The sequence below is a fragment of the Solirubrobacter soli DSM 22325 genome, from assembly GCF_000423665.1.
GTDB lineage: Bacteria > Actinomycetota > Thermoleophilia > Solirubrobacterales > Solirubrobacteraceae > Solirubrobacter > Solirubrobacter soli.
Map to the genome: position 1 here is coordinate 602,820 of NZ_KE384069.1, position 19,763 is coordinate 622,582.

Annotated in this window: 12 protein-coding genes; 5 read left to right on the plus strand and 7 right to left on the minus strand. The window is 69.9% G+C overall.

Annotation, left to right across the window (positions count from 1 at the left end; genetic code table 11):
- Window positions 1-74 precede the first annotated feature (74 nt).
- Window positions 75-1,103: a S1 family peptidase gene (locus G569_RS0132330; RefSeq protein ID WP_028066482.1), complete on the plus strand. Its 1,029-nt coding sequence runs from the start codon at window positions 75-77 to the stop codon at window positions 1,101-1,103.
- Here G569_RS0132330 and G569_RS53430 read toward each other — a convergent pair.
- Entirely contained in the window at window positions 1,047-2,549 is a 1,503-nt protein-coding gene (locus G569_RS53430; RefSeq protein WP_064750495.1) for an APC family permease, read from the minus strand. The two genes, G569_RS0132330 and G569_RS53430, sit on opposite strands and share 57 nt — an antisense overlap.
- Before the next feature lie 179 nt (window positions 2,550-2,728).
- Between G569_RS53430 and G569_RS0132340 the strand changes: the two genes are divergently transcribed.
- Genes G569_RS0132340 through G569_RS53435 form a run of 3 tightly spaced genes read left to right on the plus strand, consistent with a single transcriptional unit; the run spans window position 2,729 to window position 7,373 of the window.
- Entirely contained in the window at window positions 2,729-5,179 is a 2,451-nt protein-coding gene (locus G569_RS0132340; RefSeq protein ID WP_157592461.1) for a hypothetical protein, read from the plus strand.
- Window positions 5,176-6,720 (plus strand): peroxidase family protein, encoded by a 1,545-nt coding sequence (locus G569_RS0132345; RefSeq protein ID WP_028066484.1) that lies wholly within the window; start codon window positions 5,176-5,178, stop codon window positions 6,718-6,720. The genes G569_RS0132340 and G569_RS0132345 overlap by 4 nt, the downstream gene beginning before the upstream one ends.
- A complete protein-coding gene (locus tag G569_RS53435) occupies window positions 6,705-7,373 on the plus strand; it encodes a class I SAM-dependent methyltransferase (protein ID WP_053227303.1) in 669 nt (222 codons plus the stop codon). The genes G569_RS0132345 and G569_RS53435 overlap by 16 nt, the downstream gene beginning before the upstream one ends.
- On the opposite strand, the gene G569_RS64870 is transcribed toward G569_RS53435, so the two are convergent.
- Window positions 7,346-9,091, minus strand: a complete 1,746-nt coding sequence (locus G569_RS64870) for an FG-GAP-like repeat-containing protein (RefSeq protein WP_028066485.1) — start codon at window positions 9,089-9,091, stop codon at window positions 7,346-7,348. The two genes, G569_RS53435 and G569_RS64870, sit on opposite strands and share 28 nt — an antisense overlap.
- Before the next feature lie 121 nt (window positions 9,092-9,212).
- Between G569_RS64870 and G569_RS0132360 the strand changes: the two genes are divergently transcribed.
- The gene (locus tag G569_RS0132360) at window positions 9,213-10,157 is read left to right on the plus strand and encodes a lysylphosphatidylglycerol synthase domain-containing protein (RefSeq protein ID WP_028066486.1); all 945 of its coding nucleotides are present in this window, start codon (window positions 9,213-9,215) and stop codon (window positions 10,155-10,157) included.
- On the opposite strand, the gene G569_RS0132365 is transcribed toward G569_RS0132360, so the two are convergent.
- The 5 genes from G569_RS0132365 to G569_RS0132385 all read right to left on the minus strand — a co-directional run bounded on the left by G569_RS0132365 (window position 10,073) and on the right by G569_RS0132385 (window position 19,760).
- Window positions 10,073-10,852, minus strand: a complete 780-nt coding sequence (locus G569_RS0132365) for a phosphatase PAP2 family protein (protein WP_028066487.1) — start codon at window positions 10,850-10,852, stop codon at window positions 10,073-10,075. The two genes, G569_RS0132360 and G569_RS0132365, sit on opposite strands and share 85 nt — an antisense overlap.
- Before the next feature lie 235 nt (window positions 10,853-11,087).
- Entirely contained in the window at window positions 11,088-13,586 is a 2,499-nt protein-coding gene (locus G569_RS53440) for a CocE/NonD family hydrolase (RefSeq protein ID WP_169542291.1), read from the minus strand.
- Between the two features lie 213 nt (window positions 13,587-13,799).
- On the minus strand, window positions 13,800-16,454 hold the full coding sequence (locus G569_RS64875) for a CocE/NonD family hydrolase (RefSeq protein ID WP_084285896.1): 2,655 nt from the start codon (window positions 16,452-16,454) through the stop codon (window positions 13,800-13,802).
- 150 nt (window positions 16,455-16,604) lie between these two features.
- The gene (locus G569_RS53450; protein ID WP_053227306.1) at window positions 16,605-19,004 is read right to left on the minus strand and encodes a CocE/NonD family hydrolase; all 2,400 of its coding nucleotides are present in this window, start codon (window positions 19,002-19,004) and stop codon (window positions 16,605-16,607) included.
- Between the two features lie 111 nt (window positions 19,005-19,115).
- Window positions 19,116-19,760, minus strand: coding sequence for a hypothetical protein (locus G569_RS0132385; protein WP_157592462.1), 645 nt, complete (start codon window positions 19,758-19,760; stop codon window positions 19,116-19,118).
- Between the last annotated feature and the right edge of the window lie 3 nt (window positions 19,761-19,763).

A 19,763-nucleotide genomic window follows, 5' to 3' on the forward strand; every position in this document is an offset into this window, starting at 1 on the left:
GACGCAAATCGCCAGCCCTTAGGTGCGCGTTCTCTTCACTGACGCGACGGTCGCCCGCCACGACCATCGATGGCATGACCATCCGACTCTGTATCGCGCTCGCCGTCGTGGCGACCTGCGCCGCGGCCGCACCGGCCGGCGCGGTCATCGGCGGCGAGCCGCTCGACAACCAGGACGTGCCGTGGTTCACGTCCGTATCGGGCTGCGGCGGCACACTCGTCGCACCCGACCGCCTGCTGACCGCCGCGCACTGCGTGGGCGGGATCGCGCCCGCTGACATGGCGCCGACGGTCGTCAACGGCCAGACGCGCACGATCGAACACGTCGCGATGCACCCCGGCTACCGGCACAAGAACGGGGACAACTACCTCGACGACGTCGCGATCGTCCAACTCGACCAGCCCGTGACCGGGGTCGCGCCGGTGCAACTCGGCGACTCGTCCGAGAACGCCCGCATCATCGGGTTCGGCAACATCTTCGCTCCGGGCACCGGCCACAGCGAGGCCGACATGCTCAAGGGCGGCCTGCACCAGGCCACTCTGCGGCAGGTCTCCGACGCCGATTGCGCCAAGGTCTACAAGACCAACACGCCGGGCAGCGGTGAGCACTTCAACGCCGCTCGCATGCGCTGCGCGGTCGACGTCGACGGCAAGCAGCCGCTCAACTCCGGCTGCTTCGGCGACAGCGGCGGCGCGCTGGTCGTGGGCACCGACCAGGCACCGGTGCAGCTCGGCGTCACCAGCTGGGGCGGGGATCGGTGCGGCGCGGACCACTCGCCGTCGGTCTTCGCCGACACGGTCCGCTACCGCGACTTCATCCTCGACCCGACCCCGACCTGGGGCCCGACGGAGCACACCGATGTGACCATCAAGAGCTCGAAGAGGTCACTGCGCTGCTCGGTCGCCGAGCGCGAGCCCGGCACCAAGCTCACCTACGTGTGGAAGCACCGCGGCCACCATCGCCCGCTCGAGGTGATCGGCACCGGTTCCACCCACAAGGTGACCAAGAGCGACGCGGGCACGCGCCTGTCCTGCTTCGCCTACGCCTCAAACGACGGCGGGGAGATCCTCGCGGGCTCCGACAGCGTGATGGTCGCGAGCTGAGCCGAGGGCGTCCGGCGCGGCGGCGGACGGCTTGCGGGCGAAGAACTCGCGATGCCCCGCCAGGCGCCAGATGAACATCAGCACGACGCCCAGCAGCAGGAAGCCCACCCCGATCACCAGCGGCGAGCCGATGCCGAAGTAGGTCGTCGAGCCGGCGTCGGCCCGCCCGAGGTCGAAGCAGGAGCGGATGAAGACGAACGCCAGGATCGCCCCGCCCACGAACGGCGCCACACCCGCCAGCAGCAGACCACTCAGCGAGTGGGTCAGCGCGCGCCGGTAGTACCACGCGCAGGCGAAGCCGGTGAGCCCGTAGTAGAAGGCGATCATCAGGCCGAGCGCCGCGATCGAGTCGAACAGGATGTTGGTGGAGACGACGGTCAGGCCGACGTACCAGGCGATCGAGAGCCCGCCCATGATCCAGGTCGCGACGTGCGGGGTGAGGTAGCGCGGGTGCACCGCGGCCAGCGCGGCGGGGGCGGCCTTGGCGCGGGCCATGCTCAGCGCGGTCCGCGAGGTCGGCAGGATCGTCGTCTGCGTGGAGGCGGCGGCGGACGTGAGCACGGCGACGATCATCACCTTGCCGAGCGCGGCGCTGCCGAACACGTCGCCCGCGAGCAGGCCGAGCACGTCGCCGGACGAGTCACCCGCGAGGCGGTCGACGCCACCGAACGCGATCGCCGCGGTGGCGACGATGACATAGATCCCGACCAGGATCAGCACTGACATCACGGCGGCCTTGCCCGGCACGGTCTCGCAGTCCTCGGTCTCCTCGTTGACGCACACCAGCGAGTCCCAGCCCCAGTAGATGAAGATCGCCACCAGCAGGCCGGACGTCAGCGCGCCGACCGAGCCTACGGCGAACGGGTTGAACCAGGACGCGGACGGTGTGGCCGCGCCGTCGCCGAGCCCGACGCGCACCAGCGCGACGACCGCGAACGCGGCCAGCGTGACGATCTCCGCCGCCAGCAGCCAGCGCTGCGTGCGCGCGTTGACCTCGACGCCGATCACGCACACGGCGGTCATGATCGCGATCCAGACCACGCCGACCGCGGTCACGGCCAGCGTCGACGGCGCCTTGACGCCGAGCAGCAGGAAGGAGTACAGACCGGCGATCTGGGCCAGGTTGGCCATCACGATCAGGTCGGCGACGATGATCGCCCACCCGCCGAGCCACCCGGTCCGCGGCCCGAACGCCCGCGTCGCCCACGCGAACGTGGTACCCGCGTCAGGATCGGCCTTGTTGAGGTACTTGTAGCCGAGCGCGACCAGCAGCATCGGCACGAAGGAGACGATCAGCACGCCCGGGGCGTGCACGCCGACGCCGGCTACGGCGACGATCAAGCCCAGCACGGCGGCCAGGCTGTAGCCAGGGGCGGTCGACGCGACGCCGATGACGACGCTCGACGCGTACCCGATCGCATTGCGCTTCAGGGGCGCGTTCTCCATTGCTCTCTCTCCCTACGACAAGGTGCGGGAGCGAAGCTAAGGCCGCGCCAGGGGGTGCGCCTTTGGAGTTCCTACGAGACCTTGGCGGCGCCTTGGAGCGATTACGGCGGTTATCCGCCGTAGAGACACATGTTGGCACGCGAATAAAGCCCTTCAGCGACCCGTAGCTTGCCGCCACCATGCGTTTGACCCGACTCCTTGCCATCGCCGTTCCGCTGCTGATAGCCACATCCGCCGCCCCCGCCCAGGCCGGAATTCACAACCCCTGGATCGGCCTCGGCGGGCTGAACTCCGCCAACGGCGCCAACTGGGTGCGGGAGTACGCGTTCTCCCTGGCGCAGCCGACCACGCTGTACGCCGCGACCGAGAACGACGGCGTGTGGCGCTCGACCGCCGTCGGCCTGACCGGCTGGGAGGACATCAGCAAGGGCCTGAAGGCCAACTACCCCGGTGCCAACCACGTCCGCACCGTGTACGCGTCCGGCACGACGATCTACGCGGGTACGTCGGTCGGCCTGTTCAAGTCCATCGGTGGCAGCGACAACTGGCAGCCGGTCGCCCAGGGGCCCGAGATCGACCCGAAGAAGCCGACCAAGCTCAACCAGGCCGTCCAGGCCGTCTTCTCCGGTCCTGCCACGACGATCGCGGGCGTCGCCAGCGGCGGCGTGTACCGCTCGAACGACGGTGGCAACACGTGGACCCCGCCCGCGCCGGGCAACGGCATGTCCACGTCGGAGTCCGTGTGGAGCTTCGCGTCGTTCGTCGACGGCGTCATCTACGCCGCGACCGGCAGCGGCGTCTACGTCTCGACCAACTTCGGCTCGACCTGGACGCTCAAGAGCGACGGCATCACCGGCACGGTCCTGCGGGTGATGGCCGACGACAAGTGGCCGAACATCTACTACGCGTATGGCACCGACGGCGTCTTCCGCAGCTACAACCTCGGCCTGACGTGGACCAAGCTCGTCGGCAAGCAGGGCTACGACCTGCCCGCCGGCCAGGTCCGCGCGCTGCGCCAGTTCTCGGGCGACAAGTTCACCCGCCTCTACGCCGGCACCGAGAAGGGCGTCTACGTCGGCGAGACCTCCAACAGCCCGCTGCCGGGCGCGATCAAGTGGAAGCCGGTCGCCCCGGGCGTCCTGACGAACTCGATCGTGTGGGCGCTCGCGAACTTCAAGAACACGCCGGGCACGCTGCTCGCGGGCACGCAGAACAACGGCGGCTACGGCATCACGTTCGTCGCGCCGATCCCCAAGACCAAGCCGGCCGTCACCGGCACCCTGCAGGTCGGCAAGACGCTGACCGCCACCGATGGCGACTGGGAGGGCACCGAGACGATCGAGTACGCCTACCAGTGGCAGTACTGCACCGGCACGACCGCCGGGACCTGCCATGACATCACCGATGCCACGGACAAGACGTACGTCCTGACGGGTGACGAGCAGGGCGATCGCATGCGCGTCATCGTCACCGCCTCCAACGACTTCCCGACCTTCGACTTCGACAAGGTCGCCTCCGACATCACCGGCACGCTGGTCCAGCCGGCCGCGGGCACGGTCGCGGGCTCCACGTCGGCGCCGGCGCCGTCGATCTCGGTCAACGGCCAGCCGCAGCCGGGCAAGCCGGTCACGGCCAACCCGCCGTCGTTCATCCCGGCGGCTGCGACGTTCAGCTACCGCTGGTACCGCTGCGATCAGAACAACGTCCTCGACTGCGAGCCGATCCCGGGCGCCGTCGGGCCGGGCGCGTACGTCCTGACCGACGAGGACGTCGACTCCCGCGTCTGCGCGACCGCGACCGGCACCGCCTCGGGCGCCAACCCGGGCTCGACCACCAGCGAGTGCGGCGCGCGTTCGAGCATCGTGCTCGCCCCGGACCCCGTCCAGACCGGCCCGACCTCGATGTCCGGCGACGCCTACGTGGGCGGGACGCTGGTCGCCGGCGTCGGCGCCTGGAAGTACCCGGGCACGACGTTCACCCGCCAGTGGGAGTCCTGCGAGGCCGACGGCTCGAGCTGCGCCACGATCTCGGGCGCCAAGAGCGCGAGCTACGCGGTCAAGGCCGCCGACAAGGGGCACCGCCTGCGCGCGCGCATCAACGCCGACTCCAACGGCCCGAACAACCTGCCGGCTCCGAAGGAGGTCCTGACGCCGCTCAGCGCCGTGGTCACCGACCCGCCCCCGCCGCCGGCCGATCCGACCCCGCAGCCGACCGTGACGCCGGACCCGCAGCCCAGCCCGCAGCCGACGCCGGTCCCGACCCCGCAGCCGGACACGGTCGCCCCGGTGATCAGCTCGATCAAGGCCGTCTCGGCCAGCCTGAAGCCGGGCGCGCAGCTCAAGCTCAACGTCGGTCTGAGCGAGGGCGGCACGCTCAGCGTCGAGGTCCAGCGCGTCCGCGCGGGCCGCAAGTCCGGCAAGACCTGCAAGCCGGGCGCGAAGAAGGGGAAGAAGTGCACCGCAATCTCGAAGGTTGCGAGCTACAAGCTGGGTGTGGGAGGGTCAGGGACTGTGACCCTGCCCAAGAAGAAGCTCGCCGCCGGTGACTATCGCGCCGTCGTGACCCCGATCGACGCCGCCGGCAACAAGGGCGCGGCGAGAACGATCTCTTTCAAGGTGCGCAAGAAGTGACCCGCAGCCGCGAGCGCGACGGCCTGAAGAATGAGCTGCAGTTCGCTGCGCTGACCAACTTCGAGCCGGTCTGGGAGTTCCTGCACTCGCGCCCGCGGCTGCGTCGTTTCACCAACCACGCGCTGATCAACTCAGCCGTGCTGACGATGCCCACGCGACCGAACCCGCTGAGCACGTTGGCTCCGTACACATCCTGGTCCTCGCTGACGGACCGGACGTTCTCGAGCCGCCACCTCCCTGCGGTGGCGGCTCGGGACCTGCCCGACCCCGAACGCGTGGCGGACCTCTTCACCCGCGCGGGCGACGGCACGCCGTGCCCGAAGTCGACGGTGCTCTTCGCCTACTTCGCACAGTGGTTCACGGACGGGTTCCTGCGCTCGGACCGGCACGTCGAGCGCGACCCGCGCCGCAACGACTCCCGCCACGAGATCGACCTGCTGCCCCTGTATGGCGTGACACCGGCGTGGACCGAGCAGCTACGCGCCCACGAGGGCGGGCGGCTGAAGTCGCAGACGATCGGCGGCGCCGAGTTCCCGCCCTACCTCTACGACGCGGGCGTCAAGAAGCCCGAGTTCTCGGAGATCCAGGTCGTCCGCCCCGACCAGATCCCGCCGGACCGGTTCGACACGCTGTTCGCGGCGGGGAGTGACACCACGAACTCGCAGGTCGGCTTCACGCTGCTGAACACGCTCTTCCTGCGCGAGCACAACCGGGTCGCGGGCGCGCTCGCCGACGCCTACCCGGGCTGGGACGACGAGCGCCTCTTCCAGACCGCCCGCACGATCATGATCGTGCTCCTGATCAAGATCGTGATCGAGGAGTACATCAACCACATCACGCCCTACCACTTCCGGTTGGCGGCCGACCCCGCGCCGTTCAAGAACGAGCGCTGGTATCGCCCGAACTGGATGGCGATCGAGTTCAACCTGCTCTACCGCTGGCATGGCCTGATCCCGCCGATGCTGCACGGCGAGCCCGTGTGGAAGACGATCTTCAACCCGGCGATGGTCGTCGAGCGGGGCGTCGCGGCGCTGATCGACGACGCCTCCCACACCCGCGCGAACCGCGTCGGCGTCATGAACACCGACCCCGCTCTGCGCGTCGTCGAGCTGGCATCGATACGCGAGGCCCGCGCCGTGCAGCTCGCGCCCTACAACGACTACCGCGCGCTCGCCTCGTTCCCGCGCGTCACCGACTTCGACCAGATCACGGGCGATGAGCGGGTGCAGCGGGCGCTGCGCGACCTCTACGGCCACGTCGACCGGATCGAGTTCTTCCCCGGCCTGTTCGCCGAGGACGCGCGGCCCAACTCGGTGCTGCCGTCGCTGATCGGCCGGATGGTCGGCGTCGACGCCTTCTCCCAGGCGCTGACGAATCCGCTGCTGGCGCCGCGCGTGTTCAACGAGGAGACGTTCTCGCCGCTCGGGATGGAGATCATCGCGGGCACGCGGCACCTCTCAGACCTCCTGCACCGCAACATCCCCGAGTCCCCGGGCCGGTACCTCGTGACGATGACCCGGGAGGGTTGGCAGCGCGTCTGAGCGAGTACGCGTCACTGGCGGACCTCTACGAGTTCCTGACGCCGCCGGCGCTGCTCACCCCCGAGGGGAACGTTGCGGCGTTCGCGCCGTGGCTACCGCCGGCGCCGGCGCGGGTGCTCGACTGTGCGTGCGGGATCGGGCTGCTGGCGGCCGGGCTCGCGCACGTGGGCTACGACGCGCACGCGTCCGACATCAGCCCCGACATGGTCGCCCGGACCCGCGCGCTCGGTGTCGCGGCGGAGGTCCGCTCGTGGGATGAGCTGCCGCCGTCCGGCGACTTCGACGTCGTGCTGTGCGTCGGCAACTCGCTCGCCCACGCGCGAGATCGGCGGGTGGGGCTGCGCGCGATGGCGGGTGCGCTCAAACCCGGCGGAACGCTCCTCGTCACGTCCCGCAACTGGGAGCTCGAGCAGCCGGGCGGGACCGAGGTCGTCGAGCGCGACGGGCGCCGCGCCACCATCACCCGCGTGTGGACGCCTGGGCGGCCCACCCGACTCGAGCTCACCGTCGACACCGTCACCGAGGTGCTCACGGTCTGGCCGTTCACCCACGCCGAGCTGCTCGACGACCTTCGCGCCGCGGGCCTGGAGCCCACGGACAGCACCCACACCTCCGACTGCGAGCGCTATCTCCTGCGTGCGCACGTCCGGTAGGTGCGGATGTCGTTCCCGGGCTTGGCCGACAGCACCACGTGGTAGATGCCCTTGGCCTGGCCGGACAGGCTCACGCGGACGGATCTGCCGGCGCGCCGCAGCTGCCTGACGAAGCGGCCGTTGATCGCGATCGTCACCGTCGCGCCGCGCAGGCGGCGCGGGATCGTGATCGTCATCGCCCGCCGGCTCGCGCACGTGGATGTGGTCGTCGGCGGGACCGGTGACGTGGGCGGGGGCGTGGGGGCGGCCGGCGGGCCTGCGTCTGGCGGGGCTTCGCTTCCAGGGGCGGGCGTCGGAGTCGGGGTGGGGGTTGGCGTCGGCGTCGCGGTGGGTGCGCCGGTGCCGGACAGCGACACGGTGTAGGTCCCGCCGTTGGTCGGGACGGAGAGCGTGCCGGCATGCGCTCCCGCGAACACCGGGGCGAACGCGACGCTCACCGTGCAAGGGGCGAGGAGCAGCAGGTGGCTGCACGTCTCGTGGGCGATCGCGAAGCCCGCGCCGGACACGCTCACGCCGCCCACGTGCAGCGCCGCGGTGCCGGTCGAGGTCACCGTGAACGCCCGCTCGGTTCCGGGCGCGAGCTCTGCTGTGGCGGGCGGGTCGACGTAGGCGGACGGGACGGCGCGGTTGAGCAGCACCGTGACGTCGTCGGTCTCGTGCTGCGTCGTGACGAGGTCGGGGCGGCCGTCGTGGTCGAGGTCCGCCACGACCATGTGCCGCGGTCCGTACCCGACGTACTCGTCCATGGAGGTGAAGTGGCCCGCGCCGTCTCCCAGCAGGATCGTCGCGTAGAACGAGGAGTGCCCCAGCGCGATGTCGGCGTCGCCGTCACCGTCGAAGTCCGCCGTCGCGGCCGAGACCGGGCCGTCCGGGACCGGCACCGTCGCCAGCGTCTGCGCGAAGGCGCCCGCCCCGTCGTTGCGCAGGATCGTCACCGCGGCTGGGGCGCCGGCGGTGGCCGTCGCGATGTCGGGGCTCGCGTCGCCGTCGAAGTCGGCCGCGACGATGTTGCCCGGGTGCGGACCCGTCGGATAGGACGCGGTGGTGAAGGCGCCGGTGCCGTCGCCGAGCATGACGCCGACCGAGTCGGTGGCGGGCTGGTTCGTGACCACGTCGAGGTTGCCGTCGCCGTTGACGTCGCGGGCGGTCACTTCGACGGCGGCCATCGCGGTCGCGACGGGGGTGGCGAAAGCGCCCGCGCCGTCCCCGCGCAGGAACGAGACGGTGCCGGCGCCGGGGTTGGAGACGACGAAGTCGGCCTTGCCGTCGCCGTCGAAGTCTCCGATCGCGGGAGCGTAGGGCTGCGGGCCGGCGGCGACCTCAGGCGCGGACGTGAAGCCGCTGCCGGTGTTGAGCCCGACGTCGACGCTCGTGCCTGTCGAGCGCGGTGCGACGATGTCCGGCCGTCCGTCGTGGTTCAGATCGCCCGCGGCGATCCGCGCCGGGCCGCCACCTACGGCGAAGCTCGCGATGTCGCTGAACGCATCGTCGTTGGAGCCGCGCATGCGGACGGGGCGCATGACGGCGACCCGCCGTCCGACCCGGTCGGCGACCGCAAGGTCGTCGACGCCGTCGCCGTCGAAGTCCGCGACGGCGAGCGCGGACGCATCGGCGCTGATCGGCACGCCGTTGCTGGTGAACCACGAATCCGCCGAAGCGGGCGCCGCGGCGGCGAGAAAGAGCACAACGCCGGACAGCGCGACGAGGAGGCGGGACATCGCCCGGTGAATCGGCGGGTCCCGACGAGGCTTGAGCATCCGGGTCCCGCTGCCGATGAACTGCCCGATGACGCCATCGCTTCGTCTCGCCGTTAGGTGGCCCGGGTAGCCTATGCGGCGAATGTCCGAGTTGGCATCCGCCCTCGAGCGTGCCTTCGACGGGCTGGTCGATGCCGTCGGCGGCGTGTCGCCGGGCTGGCTGGTCCTCGGCGTGGCGCTTCACCTGCTCAACCAGGTCGCCCGCGGGCGTGGGTGGCACGCGGTCGTGACGGCCGCCTGCGACGCTGACGTCAAACCGCGCCGGCGCGACACGGTGGCCGCGTGGGTGGCGGGCGCGGGCGCCGGCGGGGTCGTGTCCGCCCGCGGCGGCGACGCGGTCCGCGTGCTGCTGCTCGCCCGCACGAGCCCGGGTACCAGCCGCGCGCTGCTGACCGGCACGCTCGTCGCGGAGTGCGCGGGGGAGACCGCGCTGGGCGCGGCGCTGCTCGCGCTCGGGTTGGCGGTCGGCGTCGGCCCGGACCTCGGGCCGTCGGCCGCGACCGGCCTCTATGCGCTCGCGGCGCTGCTGGCGGCGTTCGGCGTCTACCTGCTCGCCCGCCGCTCCACCCGCGTCAAGGGCTTCATCACCAAGGCCGCGCACGGGTGCGCGTTGCTGCGCTGCCCGAAGGCCTACTCGCGGCGCGTGCTTCCCTGGCAGCTGGCCAGCCGGCTGTGCCGGCTCGCCGCGCTCGCCTGCTTCCTCGCCGCCTTCAGCCTTCCCGCCACGCCCGCCGCCGTCCTGCTGGTCGTGTTCGCCCAGTGCAGCGGCCGCCTGGTGCCGTTCTCGCCCGCCAGCGTGGGCGCCGGCGCCGCGATCCTCGCCGCGACCTTCGAGCCCGTCACGGGCCGCGCCGTCTCTACCGAGAGCGTCGTCGCGTTCTTCGTCGGCACCAGCACGGTGCTGACCGTGGTCGGCACCGTGCTCGCTCTGGCGATCTGCGTTCAGGCCTCGGCGAAGGCGGGCCCGAGCCCGGCGTTGCTCGGCCGCTTGATGCGGATCCGCGCCGCCACCGCGCCGAGGCCGTAGCCCGCGGCGCTGGCGACGACGCCGGCCGCCATGTCGAACACGAAGTGGTTGCCGGTGGCGACCACCGCGAGGCCGATGACCGGGCCCCACAGCAGCGCGAGGAACTTCAGCGCCGGGTTGCGCAGCGCGGCGAAGAGCGCGAAGCCGACGGCGACCGCGAAGCCGACGTGCAGGCTCGGGACCGCCGCGAGCTCGTTGTAGAACGAGGTCGAGAAGTTCGAGTCCATCGCGACCGTGCCGCTGGAGGTGATCGTGTCGACGATCCCGATGTCGGCCAGCCGCGGGGGAGCGACGGGGAACAGGCCGTAGACCGGGACCGAGATCAGCCACGTGGCCAGGATCGTGTTGCGCAGCGTCGCGTAGATCGCCGCGTTCCGCTTGTAGAGGAAGATCAGCGCGGCGGGGATGACGCCGAGCTGGGCGATCAGGTACAGCCGGTTCAGGACCCACATGACCCAGGTGCCGTCGAACGCGTGCTGCACCGTCGCCTCGACGCCGGTGCCGGTCGACTGCTCGAGGTTGACGATCCAGCGCGCGTGCGACTGCGCGTCGGGGAGGTCACCGATCGTCACGAAGCGCGCGGCGCTGTAGACGAGGTAGGCGAAGAGAAAGAGCCCGATCTGCGCTCGGGCCCTGGGGGAGAAGGGGAGCCGGAGTGCGCTCGTCGGACGGGGGAGTGGCGTGGCGGCGAGCATGCACTCAAATTACGCACGCCACCCGCCTGCAACCACGAGGCAGGCTCCCGAATCTCAGGTGGGGCTAAAGGCCCACCGGGGGTGTGGATAACCCCCGCCGCAAACCTAAACCCCACCTAAGGTGTCTGACCCCTTATCGCGCCTTTAGGAACCGTCGTCGCCCCGCAGAGGGCGCTACATCCGCCGGGCGAGATTAAGCCCACCTAAAGTGCCAGGCACCATAGGTGGGCTTTATCTACGGGGTGGTGGTGGAGAGGGTGAACGTCAGCGTGGTGCTGTACGTGCCCGTGCGCAGCGCGTCGGTCTGGCCGATGTGCTGGGTGAAGCCGATCGTCACCGGGTCGTTGGAGACCGGTGCGGTCCAGGCCGACTTCGAGAACGAGACGGCCAGGGCCGACGGCAGCGAGAACGCGCCGTTGGTGAGGTGGTCCGGGCCGGACACGCTCAGTGCGGCGTCGCCGGCGGACGAGATCACGTTGGCGGTGGTCGACGCCGTGTAGTCCTTCGCCACGCCCGGCGCGAACGCGCCGAAGGAGGCCGGGGCGCCGAGGGTCAGCGACAGCGTCGCGGGCACGGAGCCGTTGACGTCGCCGCCCGCCTGGTTGACGAACGAGACGGTGACGTTGAACGACTTCGTCGTCGCGTTGCCGTTGGCGTCGGTCGCCGTGCAGGTCACGTTCGTGGTCCCGACCACGAACTTCGAGCCGCTCGCCTTGTCGCAGGTGACCGTCGGGGCGGCGTCCTGCGTGTCGGTGGCGGTCGCCGTGTAGCTCACGGTGGTGCCGGTGGCGTCCGTGGAGTTCGCGGCGACGTCGGCGACGGACAGGTCCGGAGCCGTGGTGTCGGCGACGAAGCCGCCGGATGCCGTCGCGGCGTCGGCGCCGCCCGTGATCGGCAGCGAGACCTTCGAGGCCTTGGTGTCGACGGTGACGACGGCCTTGGTGGTGCCGGCGACGCCCATCGAGTAGTTGGCCAGCAGGATCACGCCGATCTGGTGGCCCGCCGGGAACGTGTAGTCCGTCGGCAGGATGCGGAACTTGAACTCGTACTTCTGACCCGGGACCACCGGCGTGGCGTCGCCCGCCGTCAGCGAGTCACGGTTCGAGGAGTCCAGGATGCCCTTGGAGACGCGCCACTGGGTGACGTTCTGGACGGGCTTGGTGACCTCGAGGTAGCACGCGCTGTCGACCGCGTTGCCGCCGGCGTCGGTGCTGCTGTCGCCCCAGCAGGTGCGGTTCGTCCCGGTGGTGACGCCGTCGGAGCCGCCGCGACCCACCCGCGAGGAGGGGCCGTAGTCGACGAGCAGCGCCGCCAGGTTGGACTGCGTGGTCGAGAGCGAGGCCTGCAGATCGATGATCGGCGTGCCGGAGATGTGCAGGTCGCTCTTGAGCTTGGGCGAGAGGAACGCGAGCCGGTTGGCCTGCGAGCCGTTGGGCGTGTTGATCGCGTTGGTCTCCGACAGCGAGTTGTCCGTGAACGCGAGGCTGTCGGTGCCGCCGCCGGAGCTCAGACCGAGCGAGCCGGACTGGCCCGCGGCGCGGCCGCTGAGGTAGACGTCGGTGTTGACCGTGCCCGGGATGGGCCAGTCGGCGTACGTCTTCCACACGTTGCCCTGCGGCTGCTCGATGTCCACGCGCGGCTCGTTCATGATGCCGTTCTGGACGCCCTGCAGCCAGTAGTCGAACCAACGCTGCAGCGTGTCGACGAACTCGGTGCGGCGATAGTCGAACGGATCGACGTGGCCTTCCTGCGACAGCCAGAGCTTGCGCGGGACGTTGTTGGCCGCGAGGCCCGCCCACCATTCCGCCATCTGGTCCGGACGCACGTTGTCGTCGTTGATGCCATGCGACTCGAAGACCGCGGCCTTGACCTTGTTGACGTTCAGGCGGTAGTTGCGGTCGGCCCAGAACGGGTTGATGTCACCCGTGTCGTCGCCGTCGACGGTGTTCAGGTAGTTGAACACGTTCGTGCACGGCGTCCGGTGATCGGGCGGCAGCACGCCCAGCAGGGTCTGCGAGACCACGCCGGTGATGCTGTTGTCGAGGCTGCGCGGGTAGTGGGTGTTCTCCCGGATGCCACCCATGCGCGAGTAGTCGTACCAGGACGAGATCGCCGAGATCGGGACGATCGTCGTCAGGCCGTCCACGCCGGTCGACGCGACGCCGTTGGCGAACGTGCCGTCGTAGGACTTGCCGATCATGGCGTTCTTGCCGTTGTCCCAGTCGTTGTGCACGACCGTCTGGCCGTCGGCCGACGTGAAGCCGTCGATCCGGCCCATCAGCCAGTCGATGACGGCCGCGAAGCCGGCGACGTCGCCGGGGCCGCCGTGCAGCGGGCAGCCGGTCGAGAACGCCGTGCCGATCGAGTGCGCGAGGATGACCGCGTACCCGCGCGGGACGAAGTAGTTGTCGTAGAAGAGCGGGAACTTGTCCAGCACGCCCGCGGCGGTCGTGTGGATGTACTGCGTCTCGTTGCCACGCCCGAGCGACGTGTAGTACGGCGAGTCGTCGATGATCGCCGGAACCTTCAGGTTCGGCCCCGACTCCTTCGGGCGGATGATGTCGATCGCGACGCGATCGGTGACGCCGTTGGCGTCCTGGTCGACACCCGCGACCGGAATCCACACCCGCTCGCGCTTCGCGTCCTGATAGCTGAAGACCGGCGCGGTCTTCCCGTCCGCGCCAATCGTGATGGCGGGGTCGGCGGCCTGAGCGGCGCCGGCTCCGAGGGTCAAGGCCAGCAGCGTCAATGCGCCGGCAGCAAGCCCCCTTGCCCCATTCCTCAAGTGAACCTCCATGTGTTGCAGCAGACCCAGCCACCGCAACCAGCGGCGGCCTTGCGCGCGCAACGATAGGACCGGTTCACCACCTTTTGACCACGTTTGGGCGTGGATGAGACTAAACGTGCGAACCGGCCATGAGAGGCCGGTTCGCACGTTATGAGAGCGCTACGGCGTGGTGGTGCTCAGCGTGAAGGTGAGCGTCTTGGAGTACGTGCCGGTGCGCAGCGGCTCGTTGGCCGCGATCGACTGCTTGAACGTGATCGGGACGACCTCGTTGGAGGTCGGCGCGGCCCACGTCTTGATGACGCCGAGGCCCTGCAGCGGCGAGGCCAGGGCGAACGCGCCGTTGACGAGCTTGCCCGTGTTGGTGGCGCTCGGGTCGGCGACGCTGAGCGTCGCGTCACCCGCGGTCGAGAGCACGGTCGCGGTCGTGCCGGCCGTGTAGTCCTTCGCCACGCCCGGGGTGAACGCGCCGAACTGGACCGGGGCGCCCAGCGTCAGCGCCAGCGTCGCCGGGACGGACCCGCCGACGGGAGCGTCGATGCCGACGATCACGTTGAACGACTTCGTCGACGTGTTGCCGTTGGCGTCCTTGGCCGTGCAGGTGACGACCGTGGAGCCGATCGTGAACTTGCTGCCGGACGCCGGCGTGCACGTCACGGTCGGGTGCGGGTCCTCGTTGTCGGTCGCGGTCGGCAGCGTGTAGTTGACGACCGTGCCGCTCGCGTCGGCGGTGTGCGCGGTGACGTCGGGCGCAGCGCCGAACGTCGGCGCGACCGTCTCGGCGTCGGTGCCGCCCGCGGCGGCCAGCGCGGCGTAGCCGCCCTGGACCGGCAGGAGGACCTTCGACAGCTTCGTGTCGATGGTGATGGCCTGCGCCGGCGAGGCCGACGTGGGCGTGCCGCCCGAAGCGCCGCCGCCGAACAGGTTGCCGACGATCACGACGCCGATCTGGTGACCGGCCTTGAAGATGTGCTCGGTCGCGAAGGTCGGGAACTTCAGGTGGACCTTCTCGTTGGGCGTCAGCGGCGTGGCGTCGGTGTAGAACAGCGAGTTGCGGTTCGAGGAGTCCAGCGTGCCGCGCGTGACGCGCCACTGCGTGACGTTCTGCGTGGGCTTGGAGACCTCGAGGTAGCACGCGGTGTCCGTCTCACGCGGCGACGCGGTGCAGGTGTCGCCGATGTTGCAGGACGGGCCCGGCGTGCCGGTCAGGGCGTCGTTGCTCGTGTCGCCCCAGCAGGTGCGGGTCGTCGTGTTCGAGATGCCCTCGCCCGAGCGCGTCACCTGGGTGCCCGCGCCGTAGTCGACGAGCACGGCGCCGTAGTTCTCCTGCGTGCCCGGGACCGACGCGACGAGGTCGATAGACGTCTGGCCGGAGATCCGGACGTCCTTGGTCAGCGCCTTGGACAGGAACACGCGGCGGTTGGCGTTCAGGACCGTCGGCGTGCTGATGACCGTGGTCTCGCTCGGGTAGCCCGCCGTGCCGGTGAACGTCTGCGTGTCGGCGTCGCCGCCGGACGAGCCGCCGAGCGTGCCCGGCGCGCTGGCGTCAGCCGTGCCGCGGAGGAACACGTCGACGTTCTCCGTGCCCGGGATCGGCCAGGACGCGTAGTCCTTCCAGACGTCCTTCTCGTCCTCGATCGTCACGGCCGGCTCGTTCTCGATGCCGTTGTTGACGCCGTAGAGGTAGTGGTCGAACCAGCGGTTCAGGGTGTCGACCCAGACCGACCGGCGCGACTCGAACGGGTCGGTGTGACCGGCGCGCAGCAGCCAGAGCTTGGTCTTGACGCCGTTGGCCTTCAGGGCCTGCTGCCAGTTCCACTCGTGGTCCATGCGGACGTTGTCGTCCTGGAAGCCGTGCGTGGCGAAGACGGCGGCCTTGACCTTCGACGCGTCCTTGACGTAGTCGCGATCGTTCCAGAACTTGTTGATGTCGCCGTGCGCGTCACCGTCTCCGGTGTCCACGTTCGCGTCGTTGGAGATGTCGCTGTTGACCGTCGTGCAGACCGGGCGACGATCCGGCAGGTTCACGCCGGGCGGGTTGTTCGTGCCGCCCGCGGTCGTGATGTTGCCGTTCAGGCCCGCCGGGTAGTTCGTGTTGTTGCGGATGCCGCCGGTGCGCGAGTACAGGTACCAGGACGAGATCGCCGAGACCGGCACGATCGTCTTCAGCCCGTCGACGCCTGTCGAGGCGACGCCGTTGGACAGCGTGCCGTCGTAGGACTTGCCGATCATCGCGCTCGAGCCGTTGTGCCAGCTCGCGACGACCTCCTCGGCGGTCAGCGACGCGGACTTGTATGCCTTCACACGGCCGTTGAGCCAGTCGATGACGGACTTCTCGCCGGCGATGTCGCCCGGGCCGCCGTGCAGCGGGCAGCCGTTGGTGGTGTAGCCCGTGCCGTTCATCTGCGCGAGGATGTACGCGTAGCCGCGCGGCACGAAGTAGTTGTCCAGGAACAGCGGCCAACGGTCGTTGACGCCGTCGTTGTTCCAGTCGGCCATGCACTGGGACTCGTTGCCGCGGCAGACCGTCGTGTAGTAGGGCGACGGGTCGATGATCGCCGGCATCTTGTTGGTCGAGCTGCCTTCGCTCGGCCGGATGATGTCCGCGGTGATCCAGTCGTCGGACCCGTTGCGGTCCTGGTCGATCCCCGGTTGCGGAATGTACACACGCTCGCGGATCGCGTTCTTGTAGTTGTAGACGGCCTTGGTCTTGCCGTTCTCCAACACGGGACCGGACTGCGCCTGCGCGACGCCGCCGCCACCTAGAGCCAAAGCCGCCAGCGCCAAAGCGCCCGCGGCGACCCCTCTAACCCTCATAGACCCTCCATCCAGACCCCAGCCACCATCCACAGGTGGCCAATGGAGAAGACATTAAGCGCTCATCAGCGTGGCGGCGAGTCGAAAACCTGTGCAGATGGCTAAACGCGTGGGGGCACCGGACACACGTCCGGCGCCCCCACGGCGTGCTTACGGGGTCGTGGTGCTCAGCGTGAAGGTGAGCGTCTTCGAGTAGGCGCCGGTGCGCAGCGCGTCGTTCGCGCCGATGGCCTGCTTGAAGGTGACCGGGACGACCTCGTTGGACGTCGGGGCGTTCCAGGTCTTGACGACGCCGAGGCCCTGCAGCGGCTGCGGCAGTGCGAAGGTGCCGTTGACGAGGCGGCCGGTGGCGACGCTGGACGGGTCGGCGACGGTGAGCGTCGCGTCAGCGGCGCTGGAGATCACGGTCGCCGTCGTGGACGCCGTGTACTCCTTGGCCAGACCCGGCGTGAACGCGCCGAACGAGGCCGAAGCGCCGAGCGTCAGCGACAGTGTCGCCGGGACGGTGCCGCCGACCGGCGCCGTCGGGTCGGTGAACGCGCCCGCCGCGGCCAGCGCCTCGTAGCCGCCCACGACCGGCAGCGTGACCTTGGTCGTGCGGGTGTCGAGCGAGACCGCCACGTTCTGGTTGCCGGTGGCCGAGGCCATGCTCGTGTTGGTGCCCGCGACGATGATCGCGATGCGGTGACCGGCCTTGAAGATGTGCTCGGTCGGCATCGTCGGGAACCGGTAGCGGTTGACCACGCCCGGAGTGACGGTCGTCGCGTCCTGGAACCACAGCGAGCTGCGGTTGGACGAGTCGCGGATGCCGCGCGTGACGCGCCACATCATCTGGTCGTTGTTGGTGCCGGTCTGGTCGGACGGGATCGTGATCTCCGGCTTGGTCACCTCGGCGTAGCAGGCGGTGTCGATCTCCTGCGCGGACGCCTCGCAGGCGGCGCCGATCGTGCACTCCGGGCCGCCGGCGCCCGTCGCGCCCCAGCAGGTGCGGTTGTTGCCCGTGACGATGCCGTCGCCCGAGCGCGTGACCTGGTTGAACGGCGTGTCGCTCTGGTCGGCGATGATCACGCTGAGGTTCGACTGGTCGGCGCCCAGCGCGGCCGCGAGGTCGGCCTGGGCGGTGCCGGAGAGCCGCACGTCCTTGGTCAGCGGCGCCGTCATGTAGACGCGCTTGTTGCCCTGGTTGGCGACCTGCGACGTCAGGTTGGTGAGCGTGTTCTCGCTCGCGCCGTTGGCGGTGAAGCCCTGCGTGTCGGCGACGCCGCCGCCGGCGAAGGCGCCGACCGTGCCGACGGTGTCGGTCGAGGCGCGCAGGTAGAGATCGACGTTCTGGGTGTTCGGGATCGGCCAGCTGGCGTACTCCTTCCAGACGTCCTTCTCGTCCTCGACCGTGACCTGCGGCTCGCTCATGATCCCGTTCGGGACGTTGTAGAGCCAGTAGTCGAACCAGCGATGCAGGGTGGTGACCCACTCGGCCCGGCGCTGCTCGAACGGGTCGGTGTGACCGGTGCGCAGCAGCCACAGCTTGCGCGGGACGTTGTTCGCCTTCAGGCCCTCCCACCACAGGCCCATGTGGTCCATGCGGACGTTGTCGTCCTGGAAGCCGTGGATCGCGAAGACCGCGGCCTTGACCTTGCTGACGTCCTTGTTGTAGTCGCGGTCGCGCCAGAAGGTGTTGATGTCGCCGTGCGTGTCACCGTCACCGGTGTCGGTGTTGGCGTCGTTGTTGATGTCGTTGTTGATCGGCGTGCAGATCGGCAGCCGGTTCGGCAGGTTGACGCCCGGGCGGTTCGGCGTGCGATTGGTGATGCCCGGGTTGAGGCTGCCGCCGGGGTAGTTCGTGTTGTGGCGAACCCCGCCGGTGCGCGAGTAGTTGTACCAAGCCGAGATCGCGGAGATGGGGACGATCGTCTTGAGCCCGTCGACGCCCGTGGAGGCGACGCCGTTGGCCAGCGTGCCGTCGTAGGACTTGCCGATCATCGCGCTCGAGCCGTTGTGCCAGTCGGCGACAACCTCGGTCGCGGTCAGCGACGCGGACTTGTAGCCCTTGACGCGGCCGTTGAGCCAGTCGACGACCGACTTCTCGCCCGCGATGTCGGTCGGCCCGCCGTGCATCGGGCAGCCGTGCTGCGTGTACGCCGTGCCGTTCATCTGAGCGAGGATGTAGGCGTAGCCGCGCGGCAGGAAGTAGTTGTCGTAGAACAGCGGCCAGCGGTCGTTGACGCCGTCGTTGTCCCAATCGGCCATGCACTGGGTCTCGTTGCCGCGGCAGCTGGTCGTGTAGTACGGCGAGGGATCGATGATCGCCGGCATCTTGTTGGTCGAGCTGCCCTCGCTCGGCCGGATGATGTCGATCGTGATCCAGTCGTCGGCGCCGCTGCGGTCCGCGTCGATCCCCGGCTGCGGGATGAAGACACGCTCGCGGATCGCTGCTCGATAGTCGTAGACGGCCTTCGTCTTGCCGTTCTCGAGCACAGGGCCGGTCTGCGCCTGCGCGACGCCGCCTCCGCCCATGGCCAGCGCCGCGAGCGCGAGCGCACCGGCGGCCATCCCCCTAAACCTCATGCAGAACCCTCCGTCTCTGGAACTCCTCTTCCAGGAGAGTGACGTGGGATTTAGGTGAAGTACATATGAGAGGCGTGGAAACGCCTCAACGCAGCGTCAGTCGTCGGAGGGCGGGGGGGAGAAGACGATCTTCTTGAGCTCGTCGATCACGCGCCCACCGAGCCGCAGCGAGGTCATGAAGCCCTCCTGGCCGAGCTCGCCGGCGTCGAGCGCGGTGCGCAGCTCGCCCAGCGCCTCGCGGGCCTCCTCAGGCACGCCGTCCTTGGCGATCTCGACCAGCACGAGGTGCCGCGGGCGCCGGTGGACGGCGGCGAGGCGGACGAACCGCTCACGCTCGGCGGCCTCCATCGTCTCCAGCGGGACCGTCACCGAGTCGCCGGCCGCCAGGCGCTTGGTGATCGCCGCGTCCAGCAGCTGCGCCGTCTTGGCCTCGAGGTCGGCCTCCGGGACCTTCCCGCGCAGCAGCCCGCGGACCTTGTCGGCGGAGAGGATCGAGCTCTGCTCGTCGATCACCCGCTTGACGAACCGCGCGCGCAGCTGCGGGTCCGCGCACGCGATCAGGACGAGGCTGCCCGGGTTGTACCGCATGCGGTCCGAGGGGGCGAGCACGCGGCCGCGCACGCTCACGTCCAGCTTGCGCGGCGGGCGCTCGGCCTCGCCGGCGCGGCGCGGCCGGTCCGAGGACCATCCGCCTCGCTCGTTGTCGGAGATCTTGACGCTGCGCGGCTGCGAGGAGGACATGCC

Coding starts and splice junctions, on each gene's coding strand:
- G569_RS0132385 (WP_157592462.1), bottom strand. CDS start 19,760: ATGTCCTCCTCGCAGCCGCGCAGCGTCAAGATCTCCGACAACGAGCGA.
- G569_RS53450 (WP_053227306.1), bottom strand. CDS start 19,004: ATGGCCGCCGGTGCGCTCGCGCTCGCGGCGCTGGCCATGGGCGGAGGC.
- G569_RS0132360 (WP_028066486.1), top strand. CDS start 9,213: ATGTCCGAGTTGGCATCCGCCCTCGAGCGTGCCTTCGACGGGCTGGTC.
- G569_RS53430 (WP_064750495.1), bottom strand. CDS start 2,549: ATGGAGAACGCGCCCCTGAAGCGCAATGCGATCGGGTACGCGTCGAGC.
- G569_RS0132365 (WP_028066487.1), bottom strand. CDS start 10,852: ATGCTCGCCGCCACGCCACTCCCCCGTCCGACGAGCGCACTCCGGCTC.
- G569_RS64875 (WP_084285896.1), bottom strand. CDS start 16,454: ATGAGGGTTAGAGGGGTCGCCGCGGGCGCTTTGGCGCTGGCGGCTTTG.
- G569_RS0132330 (WP_028066482.1), top strand. CDS start 75: ATGACCATCCGACTCTGTATCGCGCTCGCCGTCGTGGCGACCTGCGCC.
- G569_RS0132340 (WP_157592461.1), top strand. CDS start 2,729: ATGCGTTTGACCCGACTCCTTGCCATCGCCGTTCCGCTGCTGATAGCC.
- G569_RS64870 (WP_028066485.1), bottom strand. CDS start 9,091: ATGTCCCGCCTCCTCGTCGCGCTGTCCGGCGTTGTGCTCTTTCTCGCC.